This is a genomic window from Pseudomonas saxonica (assembly GCF_007858365.1).
Classification (GTDB): domain Bacteria; phylum Pseudomonadota; class Gammaproteobacteria; order Pseudomonadales; family Pseudomonadaceae; genus Aquipseudomonas; species Aquipseudomonas saxonica.
In genome coordinates this window covers 95,361-107,810 of the sequence record NZ_VFIO01000005.1, presented here as the reverse complement: position 1 = coordinate 107,810, position 12,450 = coordinate 95,361, and the positions used below count along the sequence as shown (strand labels likewise).

Sequence of the window (12,450 nt, the reverse complement as noted above, 5' to 3'; positions counted from 1 at the left end):
CATGCTTCCTTTCAGGGCCTGCATCACATTCAACCTTTAGCGCGGCTTTCCAGCACTTCAACGGCAGGCAGCACTTTGCCTTCGACAAACTCAAGGAACGCCCCGCCGCCAGTCGAGATATAGGAGATTTGATCCGCCACACCGTATTTATCGATGGCGGCCAAGGTGTCGCCACCGCCCGCAATAGAGAACGCCGAGCTGTCAGCAATGGCATGGGCCAATACTTTAGTGCCGTTACCGAATTGATCAAACTCGAAAACACCCACCGGGCCGTTCCACAGGATGGTTTTCGAGGATTTCAGCAGTTCGGCGAAGTTGGCTGCAGTTTGCGGGCCAATATCCAGAATCATGTCGTCTTCGGCCACATCAGCGACCAGCTTGACCGTCGCAGCAGCGCTTTCAGCGAACTCCTTGGCGACCACCACGTCAACAGGCAACGGTACGTTGACCTTGGCTGCGATGGCGCGAGCGGTGTCCAGCAAGTCTGGCTCGTACAGCGATTTGCCCACCGGATGACCGGCAGCGGCGAGGAAAGTGTTGGCGATCCCGCCGCCCACAATCAGCAAGTCGCAAATCTGGCTCAGGCTGTTCAACACGTCGAGTTTGGTCGACACCTTGGAGCCGGCAACAATAGCAGCCATCGGTTTGGCCGGAGCCCCCAGTGCCTTGCCCAGCGCGTGCAGTTCAGCCGCCAGCAATGGGCCCGCAGCGGCCACCTTGGCAAACTTGGCAACGCCATGGGTCGAACCTTCAGCGCGGTGAGCCGTGCCGAAAGCGTCCATCACAAATACGTCGCACAGGGCGGCGTATTGCTTGGCCAGTTCGTCGGCGTTTTTCTTTTCGCCTTTGTTGAAGCGCACGTTCTCGAACAGCACGATGTCGCCGGGCTTAACGTCTACGCCATTAAGGTAATCGCTCACCAGCGGCACTTCACGGCCCAATGCTTTGCTCAGGTACTCAGCCACTGGCTTGAGGCTGTTTTCAGCTGAGAACTCACCTTCAGTCGGGCGCCCCAAATGCGAGCAGACCATGACCGCCGCGCCTTTTTCCAACGCCAGCTTGATGGTCGGCAGCGAAGCAAGGATGCGCGCATCGCTGGTGACTTCACCGTCCTTGATCGGAACGTTGAGGTCTTCACGGATCAGTACGCGTTTACCTTGCAGATCGAGGTCGGTCATCTTCAACACGGTCATGGGTCGCAATTCCTGAGTTTCTAATGTTATGGAGCAGATTGAGGTTGAGTAACGTGCAGATAGTGCTCTGCCACATCGATCATTCGATTGGCAAAACCCCATTCGTTGTCGAACCAGGCCAGCAAGTTCACCAGCCGGGGGCCGGAAACACGGGTCTGACTGGCATCAACAATCGCCGAATGCGGGTCATGGTTGAAATCACAACTGGCATGCGGCAATTCGGTATACGCCAACAAGCCTTTGAGCGGGCCGCACGTGGCGGCTTCGCGCAGTACGCGGTTAACTTCTGCGGCGTCAGTGTCGCGCGCCGTGACCAGGGTGATGTCGAGGCACGACACATTCAAGGTCGGCACCCGTACGGCTTTGGCCTGAATTCTGCCAGCAAGTTCCGGCAACAATCGCTCAATACCTTTAGCCAGGCCCGTGGACACCGGAATCACTGACTGAAACGCCGAACGTGTACGACGAAGATCTTCATCATGGTATGCATCAATCACCGGCTGATCGTTCATCGCCGAGTGAATGGTGGTGATCGACACGTATTCCAGACCGAACGCCTGGTCCAGCAAACGCAACAGCGGTACACCGCAGTTGGTGGTGCAGGACGCGTTTGAGATTAGACGCTCTTGGCCGGTCAGGCTTTGCTGGTTCACGCCGAACACGATGGTGGCGTCTACATCCGCCTCACTGCTCATCGGTTGCGAAAACAATACAGCAGGTGCCCCGGCGTCGAGAAAACGCTGACCATCGGTGCGGGTGTTGTATGCGCCGGAGCATTCCAGCACCAGATCAACGCCCAACGAGGCCCAGTCGATCCCTTCAGGAGTGGCACTGCGGAACACTTTCACGCAGTCGCCATTGATATGCAGGCAGTCGCCTTCGATCCGTATCTCGCCCGGAAACCGGCCGTGAGTGGAGTCGAAACGCGTCAAATATTCGAGACTGGCCATATCGGCCAAATCATTGAGTGCAACAATTTCAAACCCGGCAGCAGCCCCTCGCTCAAACAACGCACGCAAGACGCAACGGCCAATCCGGCCATAGCCGTTGAGTGCAACTTTGTAAGGACGCGGTTGAGGCATGGGGTTCTCTTATCAGGGCGGGCAGTCAATGCAAAACCCTGTAGCCGCGGCCGAAGGCTGCGATGGGTTGCGCAGCGACCTTTTTGAAACGAAGGTCGCGCGGCCCTTATCGCAGCCTGCGGCAGCGGCTACAGAGAGACTTACTTAGTCTTCCAGCAGTTCTTCAGCCTGACCCAGGATGTTTTCCAGAGTGAAACCGAACTCTTCGAACAACGCTGGCGCAGGCGCCGACTCACCGTAGGTGGTCATGCCAATCACGCGGCCTTCCAGACCGACGTACTTGTACCAGTAGTCCGCATGGGAAGCTTCGATGGCAATACGGGCACTGACTTGCAGCGGCAGAACCGACTGCTTGTAGCCCGCGTCCTGAGCTTCATAAACGCTGGTGCAAGGCATCGACACAACACGCACCTTACGACCTTGTTCAGTCAACTTTTCCCAAGCCTGAACAGCCAGGCCCACTTCGGAACCCGCCGAGATCAGGATCAGCTCAGGCTCGCCTGCACAGTCCTTCAGCACATAACCACCGCGGTTGATGTCGGCAATTTGACCGGCATCACGGGTTTGGTGGTTAAGGTTCTGACGCGAGAAGATCAGCGCCGAAGGGCCGTCGTTGCGCTCCAGTGCGAATTTCCAGGCCGCTGCGGATTCCACCGCGTCGGCTGGACGCCAGGTGTCCAGGTTCGGCGTCGTACGCAGGCTGGTCAGTTGCTCAACCGGCTGGTGCGTCGGGCCGTCTTCACCCAGACCGATGGAGTCGTGGGTGAACACATAGATCACACGCTGCTTCATCAGGGCCGACATGCGGATAGCGTTACGGGCGTATTCCATGAACATCAGGAAGGTTGCGCCGTAAGGCACCAGACCACCGTGAACCGCGACGCCGTTCATGATGGCGCTCATGCCGAACTCACGTACGCCGTAGTACATGTAGTTACCGCTGGCGTCTTGCGCCGAAACGCCTTTGCAGCCTTTCCACAGGGTCAGGTTGGAACCGGCCAGGTCAGCCGAGCCGCCCAACAGCTCTGGCAACAGCGGGCCAAAGGCGTTCAGGGTGTTCTGGCTGGCTTTACGGCTGGCGATGGTCTCGCCTTTGGCCGCAACTTCATTGATGTAGGCAGTGGCCCTGGCATCGAAGTCAGCTGGCAATTTGCCGCTCAGACGGCGGGACAACTCAGCCGCCAGCTCCGGAAACTCGGCCGCGTAGGCAGCGAAACGTTTGTCCCACTCGGACTCAACCGCAGCACCGGCTTGTTTGGCATCCCATTCGGCGTAGATATCAGCCGGGATTTCAAAAGGACCGTGGTTCCAGTTCAGCGCAGTACGGGTCAGGGCGATTTCGTCGTTGCCCAATGGAGCACCGTGGCAATCTTCCTTACCTTGCTTGTTCGGCGAACCGAAACCGATTGTGGTTTTGCAGCAGATCAGCGTTGGCTTGTCGCTTTTGCGGGCGGTTTCGATGGCCGTTTTGATTTCTTCCGGATCGTGACCGTCAACGTTGCGGATCACTTGCCAGTTGTAGGCTTCAAAACGCTTTGGCGTGTCGTCGGTGAACCAGCCTTCCACTTCGCCGTCGATGGAGATGCCATTGTCGTCGTAGAACGCGATCAGCTTGCTCAGACCCAATGTGCCGGCAAGTGAGCCAACTTCGTGGGAAATGCCTTCCATCATGCAGCCATCACCCATGAACACATAGGTGTGGTGGTCAACGATGTCGTGGCCGGGGCGGTTGAACTGTGCACCCATGACTTTTTCAGCCAGTGCAAAACCCACTGCGTTGGCAAAACCCTGACCCAATGGGCCAGTGGTGGTTTCAACGCCCGGCGTGTAGCCCAGCTCCGGGTGACCCGGGGTACGGCTGTGCAATTGGCGGAAGCTTTTCAGATCGTCGATAGACAGGTCATAGCCGGTCAGGTGCAGCAACGAGTAGATCAACATCGAACCGTGACCGTTGGACAGCACGAAGCGGTCACGGTCAGCGAACGACGGGTTGCTCGGGTTGTGCTTCAGATAATCGCGCCACAGTACTTCGGCGATATCCGCCATACCCATAGGGGCACCTGGATGGCCGCTGTTGGCTTTTTGCACGGCATCCATGCTGAGTGCACGAATGGCGTTGGCACGCTCACGACGGCTGGGCATCGCTGTTCTCCTGGGTATTTAATAAATAAAACGAAACGGAAAAAAGGCGAGCATTTTCCCTCACCCACTGCCGCTGGGCAATGACAGATAGTCGCTTGAGGCGTTTTTCCTGTGCTTAACCGTTCCACCTGTTAAGGATCGGACATTTCATTTCGTCATTTCACTCACGTATCCCGACAAACGCACCCTCCACGCATCAATATCAAAAAGTTTTGATATTGAACTTGCGAGCGACGAACCGGGTAACTAGACTGCGGCCCCATGAACCTACGCGTACCTTCAATCCGTCATGACGATTGCGATGAGCTTTCCGCCCTGTGCAAGGCCGGTGGCGACCAGCTGCGACTGAATGTACTGCGTGCTCTGGCCAACGATTCGTTCGGTGTGCTGGAACTGACGCACATTTTTGCAACCGGCCAGTCCGGCATGAGCCATCACCTCAAGGTGTTGTCCCAGGCCGGGCTGGTTGCGACACGGCGTGAAGGCAATGCGATTTTTTATCGTCGCGCCCTGCCCCACACGGATCAGCTGGGCGGCAAATTGCACGCGGCCCTGCTCGAAGAAGTCGACAATCTGACCCTGCCCGCCGACGTCCTCGCGCGCATCAGTGCCGTACACGGGCAACGGGCAGCGGCCAGTCAGGACTTTTTCTCACGCATCGCTGAAAAATTTCGCGCTCAACAGGATTTGATCGCAGGTTTGCCACAGTACCGGGATAGCGTTCTGGCCTTGTTGGATAAACTGAGCTTCAACCCAGCGGCTACGGCCCTGGAAGTGGGCCCCGGGGATGGCAGTTTCTTACCCGATCTGGCCCGTCGCTTTCATCAGGTCACGGCACTGGACAACAGCCCTGTGATGCTTGAGCTGGCCCGCCAGCTATGTGAACGCGAGTCACTGAAGAACGTCCGGCTGATCCTGGCCGACGCGTTGCAGGATGCACAGATCCACGCCGATTGCGTCGTTGTGAACATGGTCTTGCACCATTTCGCCGCACCGGCCGAAGCACTCAGGCAACTGGCCAACCTGCTGCAACCTGGCGGTAGCCTGTTGGTAACAGAGTTGTGTAGCCATAATCAGGCGTGGGCCCGCGAAGCCTGCGGCGACCTGTGGCTTGGTTTTGAACAAGATGATCTGGCCCGTTGGGCCACCGCTGCGGGACTCGTTCCCGGGGAAAGCCTCTATGTAGGCTTACGTAATGGTTTCCAGATTCAGGTCCGCCACTTTCAGCGGCCAGCTGGCGACACTCACCATCGGTAAATATTAGGAAACCGTCGAGATGAGCGAATACTCCCTTTTCACCTCCGAGTCCGTGTCTGAAGGGCATCCGGACAAAATCGCCGACCAGATTTCTGATGCGGTGCTGGACGCTATCATTGCCGAAGACAAGTTCGCCCGTGTGGCGTGCGAAACTCTGGTGAAAACCGGCGTAGCAATCATCGCCGGCGAAGTGACCACGTCGGCCTGGGTTGACCTGGAGCAAATCGTTCGTGACGTGATCACTGACATCGGCTACACCAGTTCCGACGTGGGCTTCGACGGCGCAACCTGCGGCGTGATGAACATCATCGGCAAGCAATCGCCAGACATCAACCAGGGTGTTGACCGTGCCAAGCCTGAAGATCAGGGCGCCGGCGACCAGGGCTTGATGTTCGGCTACGCCAGCAACGAAACCGACGTGCTGATGCCAGCACCGATCACCTTCTCGCACCAACTGGTTCAGCGCCAGGCTGAAGCCCGTAAATCCGGCCTGCTGCCTTGGCTGCGCCCGGATGCCAAGTCGCAAGTCACTTGCCGTTATGAAGGCGGCAAGGTTGTAGCCATCGACGCCATCGTACTGTCGACCCAGCACAACCCCGAAGTCTCCAACAAAGACTTGCGTGAAGGCGTGATGGAACTGATCGTCAAGCACGTGCTGCCCGCTGAACTGCTGCACAAAGACACCCAGTTCCACATCAACCCGACTGGCCAGTTCATCATTGGCGGCCCGGTAGGCGACTGCGGCCTGACCGGTCGCAAGATCATCGTGGACACCTACGGCGGCATGGCCCGTCACGGCGGCGGCGCGTTCTCGGGCAAAGACCCATCGAAGGTTGACCGTTCGGCCGCCTACGCCGGTCGTTACGTGGCCAAGAACATCGTGGCAGCCGGTTTGGCTGAGCGCTGCGAGATTCAGGTTTCCTACGCTATCGGCGTCGCTCAACCGACTTCGATTTCGTTGAACACTTTCGGCACCGGCAAAATCTCTGACGAGAAAATCATCAAGCTGGTACGCGACGTGTTCGACCTGCGTCCATACGCCATCACCACCATGCTGGACCTGCTGCACCCGATGTATCAGGAAACCGCAGCCTACGGCCACTTCGGTCGCACGCCGCAAACCAAGACAGTGGGCAATGACACCTTCACCACGTTCACGTGGGAGCGCACCGACCGCGCTGAAGAGCTGCGTTCTGCGGCTGGCTTGTAAGTAACCCTGCTGCACCCAAAAGCCCCGGACAGGCAACTGTCCGGGGCTTTTTTCATGCCCCCGAAACACGGTGCAATGCACTCCCCGCCTATGCCAAAAACCCTTCACTAGCCTTAAACGTTTACTCCGGGCAAGGACGCTCACCATGTTGGCCAGACTCTCTTCTCTCTGCGGGCTGTTGCTCGCCCTTGTAACCTTTCATACGCAGGCTCAGCCATGCCCCGACGAGGCCACATACCAAACGCTACAACAACAGCTTAAAAATTGGGACGACAGCTATCATCGCCTCGGCATATCTCAGGTCAGCGATGCGATTTACGACGCCTCACGCACGCGGTTTGAACAGTGGCAAACGTGCTTTAAAGATTTACCTGTGGATAACCCGCTGCTCACCGCAGGCGGACCAATGACCCACCCCGTGGTGCAAACCGGCCTGGCCAAACTGGCGGATGACAAAGCGGTGAAAGCCTGGCTCAAAGGCCGACAGGACCTGTGGATTCAACCCAAGGTGGATGGCGTGGCCGTCACGCTGGTCTATCGCCAAGGGCGTTTGCAGCAGGTCATCAGCCGGGGCGATGGCGTTCGGGGTCAAAACTGGGAGCGCTCGGCGCGTGCCATCAACGCCATCCCCCAACAGCTGCCGCAGCCTGTGGACATCGTGCTGCAAGGCGAACTGTACTGGCGCTTGCCCGGTCATATTCAGGCGGTTGCAGGCAGCGTCAATGCCCGCAGCACTGTGGCTGGCCTTATGGCACGCCAACATCTGAGCGCCGAACAAGGTCAAGGCATAGGCCTGTTTGTTTGGGACTGGCCCGAAGGCCAGGGTACACACGCCGAACGACTGCATCACCTGAGCACGCTGGGCTTTGCTGACAGCCTGGCGTATAGCCAGCCCATCGAACATATCGAACACGCCAAACTCTGGCGCGAACGCTGGTACACCACCGCTCTGCCGTTTGCCAGCGACGGCGTAGTTTTACGCCAGGGTCAACGCCCCCTTGCGCAACGCTGGCAGGCAAAACCACCGAACTGGGCCGCCGCCTGGAAATACCCCCACGCCAAGGCCCTGGGCGAAGTGCGCAACGTCACCTTCAACATCGGCCGTACCGGGCGCATCACGCCAATGCTTGAGCTAACCCCGGTGCGACTCGACGACCGCACCATCAGACGTATCAGTGCCGGTTCGCTACAACGCTGGCAGAGCCTGGACATCCGCCCTGGCGATCAAGTGGCCATCAGCCTTGCTGGCCTGACCATTCCCCGGCTGGACAGTGTTGTCATGCGCGCCAGCGAGCGCATTGAAGTGCTGGCGCCCGACCCCAATAATTATCACGCACTGAGCTGCTGGCAAGCGACGCCGGGGTGTGAAAGCCAGTTTGTGGCGCGGTTGAACTGGCTCAGCAGTAAAAAAGGTTTGGCCCTGCCATTTGTCGGACCGGGCACCTGGAACACCTTGATTCAGACAGGCCGAATCACCCACCTGCTGGATTGGTTGACACTCGATGCCGCACAGCTTGCTAACATTGACGGCTTGGGCGAGCGCCGCATTGCCCGCCTGCTAAACAGTTTGCAGCAAGCACGCCAACAACCGTTCGAGCGCTGGGTCAAAGCAATCGGCCTGCCACCCACTGGCGACGTCCCCTTGGGCCAGTCATGGCGAGCGCTGGTGGCTCGCGATGAACAGGCCTGGCAGGCACACCCGGGCATAGGAGGCCAGCGTGCGGCGCAACTGAGTGCATTTTTGCGTGACCCGAACGTACTGGCTTTAAGTGAACAATTACGGGCTGCGGGAATTGCCGGCTTTGACTAGACGCGCATCAACCCGCAGCATTGCCTTTTAAATCGTGTTTATTGTCATCTTTTGTCATGGAGCTCTTTATGAAACTTCTTTCACCCCTCGCCCTGTTTACTGTCTGCGGCCTGCTGGCTGCACCGTTGATGGCTGCCGAACAGGCGCCTGAACTGACTGGTTGTGCGGCCAAGAAGCACGAAATCTCCCAACAACTTGAGCAGGCGCGCGCTCACGGCAACAGTTCTCAAGTGGCGGGCCTGGAAAAAGCCCTGAGCGAAGTGGATGCCCATTGCACCGACGCGAGCCTGAAGAAAGAACGCGAAAACAAGGTGCTGGACGCCAAGCACGAAGTCAGCAAACGCCAGGCAGATCTGGACAAGGCCATGAAAAAAGGCGATCCGGAGAAAATCGACAAGCGCAAAACCAAGCTGGCTGAATCGCGTAAAGAACTGCAGGAAGCGCTGGATCAACTGGATAAGTAAGGCTGCAAAGCCCCTCACCCCAACCCTCTCCCAAAGGGAGAGGGGGCTGATAGGCGGTGATTTCAAGTCAGCGTGCGGTCCGTCCCCTCTCCCTCTGGGAGAGGGGGTAGATAGGCAGTGATTTCAACTCAGCGTGCGGTCAGTCCCCTCTCCCTCTGGGAGAGGGCTAGGGTGAGGGGGCTTTAGCTTTCAGCTTCATTCAATGATTACGAAATACCTTGTGGCACCCGCTGCACGTATCTTCAACTTGTTGTACGGCGGGCGACAGGCGACTGATGTCATAAGGCTGCACCCGACTGGCGACCACCAATTCACCGGTAGCCGCTTCCAACTGTCGGGCCAACGCCTGAAAACGTGCCTGATTTTTCCAGACTTCATCAGTCGCGCTGGTCTGATCAGATTCTTTAACCTCAGGAAAATGCTTCCACGGCTCATGGGCCAACGCATCAAGCTTGACTGCACCTTCGCTAAAACGAGGGCCATCGAACGCAAGACGGCCACGTAACATGCCACCCAGTTCTTCACTGGTGTTGAGCATGTGTTTGAAAATCGCTTTACGCTGGCCCAGTGGCGAATGGGGATCAACCCCACCACACGCCGATAACATCACGCAGGCGAGCACTAGTAGAGACCGTCGTTTAAACATCAGAGTGGTTTCACGTCGCAGAAATCGGCCGCCAGTATCCTCTTGCACCCTGTAAACACCAATACCCCTATTGAATATAGGGTTTGCCTTGAAGGGAATTAAACCTCGGCAACCCTTGAAGGAATTTTGCTGATGAACCTATTTTTCAAGCCGTTCGCCTGGGTCTTGCCCACTGCCCTGTTATTGGCCGGCTGCAACGGCACCGACAAAGACACGGTAAAACCAGAACCTCACACCACCTACAGCAAAGCCGACTGGAACGCGTTGCCGCAAGTGACAGGCAATGATCTGCAAAGTGGCTTTGCTTCTTGGCGCAGCGCGTGTACCCGCCTCAAGGCCGATCCCAATTGGGGCAGCGTGTGCAGCGATGCTGCCAACCTGCCGGCCAGCCCGAGCGTGCCTGAAATCAGCAATTTTTTGCAGGCCCATCTGGATGTGTACAGCCTGCGCTCGGCAGAAGGCAGCAGCGACGGGTTGATCACTGGTTATTACGAACCGGTTTACCCCGGCAGCCTGAAGCCGACCCAAACCGCCAATGTACCGATCTACAGCGTACCGTCCGATCTGGTAGTGGTTAATCTGGACAGCATCTACCCCGAACTCAAGGGCAAACGACTGCGTGGCCGCCTTGAAGGCCGGGTACTCAAGCCATATGACACGGCTGAAACGATCAATGGCAAAGGTCTGAACGCCCCCGTACTCGCGTGGCTGACCGACCCGATGGACCTGCAATTTCTGCAAATTCAGGGTTCCGGCCGCGTACAACTGGACGACGGCCGCCAACTGCGAATTGGTTATGCCGACCAGAACGGCCATCCGTATAAACCCATAGGACGCTGGCTGGTTGAGCAGGGCGAGCTGAAAAAAGAAGATGTGACCATGGGCACGATTCACGCTTGGGCAATGGCTCATCCAGAACGGGTTCACGAAATGCTGGCCAGCAATCCGAGCTACGTGTTCTTCACCCAAAACCCTGACAGCAACGAAGGGCCCCGCGGCTCACTGAATGTTCCGCTCACGGCGGGCTACAGCGTGGCGGTGGATCGCAAAGTCATCCCGCTGGGCAGTTTGCTCTGGCTGTCAACGACCCAGGCCGACGGCCAGCCCATTGTTCGCCCAGTAGCGGCCCAGGACACAGGGGGCGCCATTGCCGGCGAAGTTCGGGCTGACTTCTTTGTCGGTACTGGCCCTGAAGCCGGGCAAATTGCAGGCGACATGAAGCAGAAAGGCAATATCTGGTTGCTGTGGCCTAAGGGTGCAGCGTTGCCACAGTAATAACAGGGTGTAAACGATGTAGTCGCTGCCTTCGGCAGCGGCTACAGATTCATGCATTTACATAGACACAAAGAAGAAGCTGACGATCAGCCCCATGCCGATAAACCACACAATGGAGCGCATCATCGCCCAATCAGCCAGGTAGCAAATGATGTACAGCAGGCGGCTGGTGATAAACAACACGGCCAGTACATCGATCGTCACTGGCTGGGCGTTGCCCACGATGTCGGCAATGATCACTGCAGCGGCAAACGCGGGTGTCACTTCAAAGCTGTTGAGCTGAGCGCTATGGGCACGCTTGGCGAAACCGTCCAGAGTTTCAAGAAAAGATCGGGGGTCGTGATTTTGCCGAGGCCCGAACTTGCCCCCACTAAATTTCGCAATGCCGGTACATACGTAGGGCAAGCAAAGGGCAATCAGTACACACCAGAAGGCAACCGTCATTGGAATTTCCTTTTTAACGTTTCATAGCGAGTAGTTTTAGCACAGTCCGTAGGACTAATCGCTATAACAGCTGGAAGCTTCCTAGAAAACGCCACTCGCTTGTACCTGTCACAACCGGGGAATAGTCTCGCCGCTTCAATAAATATCGCAACAACCTTGCAGCCACGAACGAACGAGCGAGCGAAATGAATAGAAAAGCTGTCATCGTCTTTAGCGGCGGACAAGATTCAACAACATGCTTATTGCATGCTCTGCCCCGCTTTGAAGAAATCCATTGCATCACGTTTGACTATGGCCAACGCCACCGGGCAGAGATAGAGACCGCATTAGCGTTATCGCGTCAACTGGGTATCACCGCACATACTGTATTGGATGCCTCCATTCTCAATGCGTTAACGGTCAGTAGCCTGACACGCAATGACATACCTGTGCCGGACACAAATCAGTCAGAAGCAAAGGGTTTACCCAATACCTTTGTGCCTGGCCGCAATATTTTATTTCTGACGTTGGCGTCGATTTATGCCTACCAAGTTCAAGCCGAAACAGTGATCACAGGCGTGTGCGAAACGGACTTCTCTGGCTACCCGGACTGTCGGGACGAATTCGTAAAATCGCTTAACCATGCGATCAAATCAGGCATGGAATACAACGTACAGATTGAAACACCGTTGATGTCGTTAAACAAAGCCGAAACATGGGCTCTGGCCGATCACTACAACCAATTGGACTTGATCCGTGAACACACGCTAACGTGCTATAACGGCATTATTGGAAGCGGGTGTGGTAACTGTGCGGCATGCGACCTGAGAGCCAAAGGCTTGCAGTATTTTCTGGAAAACAAACAGGCGGTACGCGACAGCTTGCATAAAAAACTAAACATGGCTTGATAAATAATGAATAGCTATCAACACTCCGTGTGTTGATAGC

Annotated in this window: 11 protein-coding genes; 6 read left to right on the top strand and 5 right to left on the bottom strand. The window is 56.8% G+C overall.

Features of this window, described 5'->3' with window-relative positions; translation table 11 throughout:
* Positions 1–29: 29 nt before the first annotated feature.
* From FJD38_RS14440 to tkt, 3 genes are all read right to left on the bottom strand, one after another.
* Complete coding sequence (locus FJD38_RS14440) at positions 30–1,193, bottom strand: phosphoglycerate kinase (RefSeq protein ID WP_122785442.1); 1,164 nt, start codon at positions 1,191–1,193, stop codon at positions 30–32.
* 26 nt (positions 1,194–1,219) lie between these two features.
* Entirely contained in the window at positions 1,220–2,275 is a 1,056-nt protein-coding gene (epd, locus tag FJD38_RS14435; protein WP_146385895.1) for an erythrose-4-phosphate dehydrogenase, read from the bottom strand.
* Positions 2,276–2,419: 144 nt separating this feature from the next.
* Complete coding sequence (tkt, locus tag FJD38_RS14430) at positions 2,420–4,417, bottom strand: transketolase (RefSeq protein WP_146385893.1); 1,998 nt, start codon at positions 4,415–4,417, stop codon at positions 2,420–2,422.
* Positions 4,418–4,678: 261 nt separating this feature from the next.
* Here tkt and FJD38_RS14425 point away from each other — a divergent pair, with 261 nt between their 5' ends.
* The 4 genes from FJD38_RS14425 (at position 4,679) to FJD38_RS14410 (ending at position 9,158) form a co-directional block, all read left to right on the top strand.
* A complete protein-coding gene (locus tag FJD38_RS14425) occupies positions 4,679–5,674 on the top strand; it encodes an ArsR/SmtB family transcription factor (RefSeq protein WP_146385891.1) in 996 nt (331 codons plus the stop codon).
* A 19-nt stretch (positions 5,675–5,693) separates the two neighbouring features.
* Entirely contained in the window at positions 5,694–6,884 is a 1,191-nt protein-coding gene (metK, locus tag FJD38_RS14420) for a methionine adenosyltransferase (RefSeq protein WP_122785446.1), read from the top strand.
* Positions 6,885–7,029: 145 nt separating this feature from the next.
* Positions 7,030–8,694, top strand: a complete 1,665-nt coding sequence (ligB, locus tag FJD38_RS14415) for an NAD-dependent DNA ligase LigB (protein ID WP_146385888.1) — start codon at positions 7,030–7,032, stop codon at positions 8,692–8,694.
* A 68-nt stretch (positions 8,695–8,762) separates the two neighbouring features.
* Positions 8,763–9,158 (top strand): DUF1090 domain-containing protein, encoded by a 396-nt coding sequence (locus FJD38_RS14410; RefSeq protein ID WP_122785448.1) that lies wholly within the window; start codon positions 8,763–8,765, stop codon positions 9,156–9,158.
* 199 nt (positions 9,159–9,357) lie between these two features.
* On the opposite strand, the gene FJD38_RS14405 is transcribed toward FJD38_RS14410, so the two are convergent.
* Complete coding sequence (locus FJD38_RS14405) at positions 9,358–9,807, bottom strand: c-type cytochrome (RefSeq protein ID WP_122785545.1); 450 nt, start codon at positions 9,805–9,807, stop codon at positions 9,358–9,360.
* A gap of 129 nt (positions 9,808–9,936) precedes the next feature.
* Here FJD38_RS14405 and mltA point away from each other — a divergent pair, with 129 nt between their 5' ends.
* Positions 9,937–11,079, top strand: a complete 1,143-nt coding sequence (mltA, locus tag FJD38_RS14400; protein ID WP_146385886.1) for a murein transglycosylase A — start codon at positions 9,937–9,939, stop codon at positions 11,077–11,079.
* A gap of 57 nt (positions 11,080–11,136) precedes the next feature.
* On the opposite strand, the gene FJD38_RS14395 is transcribed toward mltA, so the two are convergent.
* Positions 11,137–11,523, bottom strand: coding sequence for an MAPEG family protein (locus tag FJD38_RS14395; RefSeq protein WP_122785450.1), 387 nt, complete (start codon positions 11,521–11,523; stop codon positions 11,137–11,139).
* Positions 11,524–11,708: 185 nt separating this feature from the next.
* Here FJD38_RS14395 and queC point away from each other — a divergent pair, with 185 nt between their 5' ends.
* Positions 11,709–12,410, top strand: coding sequence for a 7-cyano-7-deazaguanine synthase QueC (gene queC, locus FJD38_RS14390; RefSeq protein WP_146385884.1), 702 nt, complete (start codon positions 11,709–11,711; stop codon positions 12,408–12,410).
* Positions 12,411–12,450: the final 40 nt, after the last annotated feature.

What these genes read in the sequence shown, in the direction of transcription:
- FJD38_RS14440 (WP_122785442.1), bottom strand. Translation starts at nt 1,193, where the DNA reads ATGACCGTGTTGAAGATGACCGACCTCGATCTGCAAGGTAAACGCGTA.
- epd (WP_146385895.1), bottom strand. Translation starts at nt 2,275, where the DNA reads ATGCCTCAACCGCGTCCTTACAAAGTTGCACTCAACGGCTATGGCCGG.
- tkt (WP_146385893.1), bottom strand. Translation starts at nt 4,417, where the DNA reads ATGCCCAGCCGTCGTGAGCGTGCCAACGCCATTCGTGCACTCAGCATG.
- FJD38_RS14425 (WP_146385891.1), top strand. Translation starts at nt 4,679, where the DNA reads ATGAACCTACGCGTACCTTCAATCCGTCATGACGATTGCGATGAGCTT.
- metK (WP_122785446.1), top strand. Translation starts at nt 5,694, where the DNA reads ATGAGCGAATACTCCCTTTTCACCTCCGAGTCCGTGTCTGAAGGGCAT.
- ligB (WP_146385888.1), top strand. Translation starts at nt 7,030, where the DNA reads ATGTTGGCCAGACTCTCTTCTCTCTGCGGGCTGTTGCTCGCCCTTGTA.
- FJD38_RS14410 (WP_122785448.1), top strand. Translation starts at nt 8,763, where the DNA reads ATGAAACTTCTTTCACCCCTCGCCCTGTTTACTGTCTGCGGCCTGCTG.
- mltA (WP_146385886.1), top strand. Translation starts at nt 9,937, where the DNA reads ATGAACCTATTTTTCAAGCCGTTCGCCTGGGTCTTGCCCACTGCCCTG.
- FJD38_RS14395 (WP_122785450.1), bottom strand. Translation starts at nt 11,523, where the DNA reads ATGACGGTTGCCTTCTGGTGTGTACTGATTGCCCTTTGCTTGCCCTAC.
- queC (WP_146385884.1), top strand. Translation starts at nt 11,709, where the DNA reads ATGAATAGAAAAGCTGTCATCGTCTTTAGCGGCGGACAAGATTCAACA.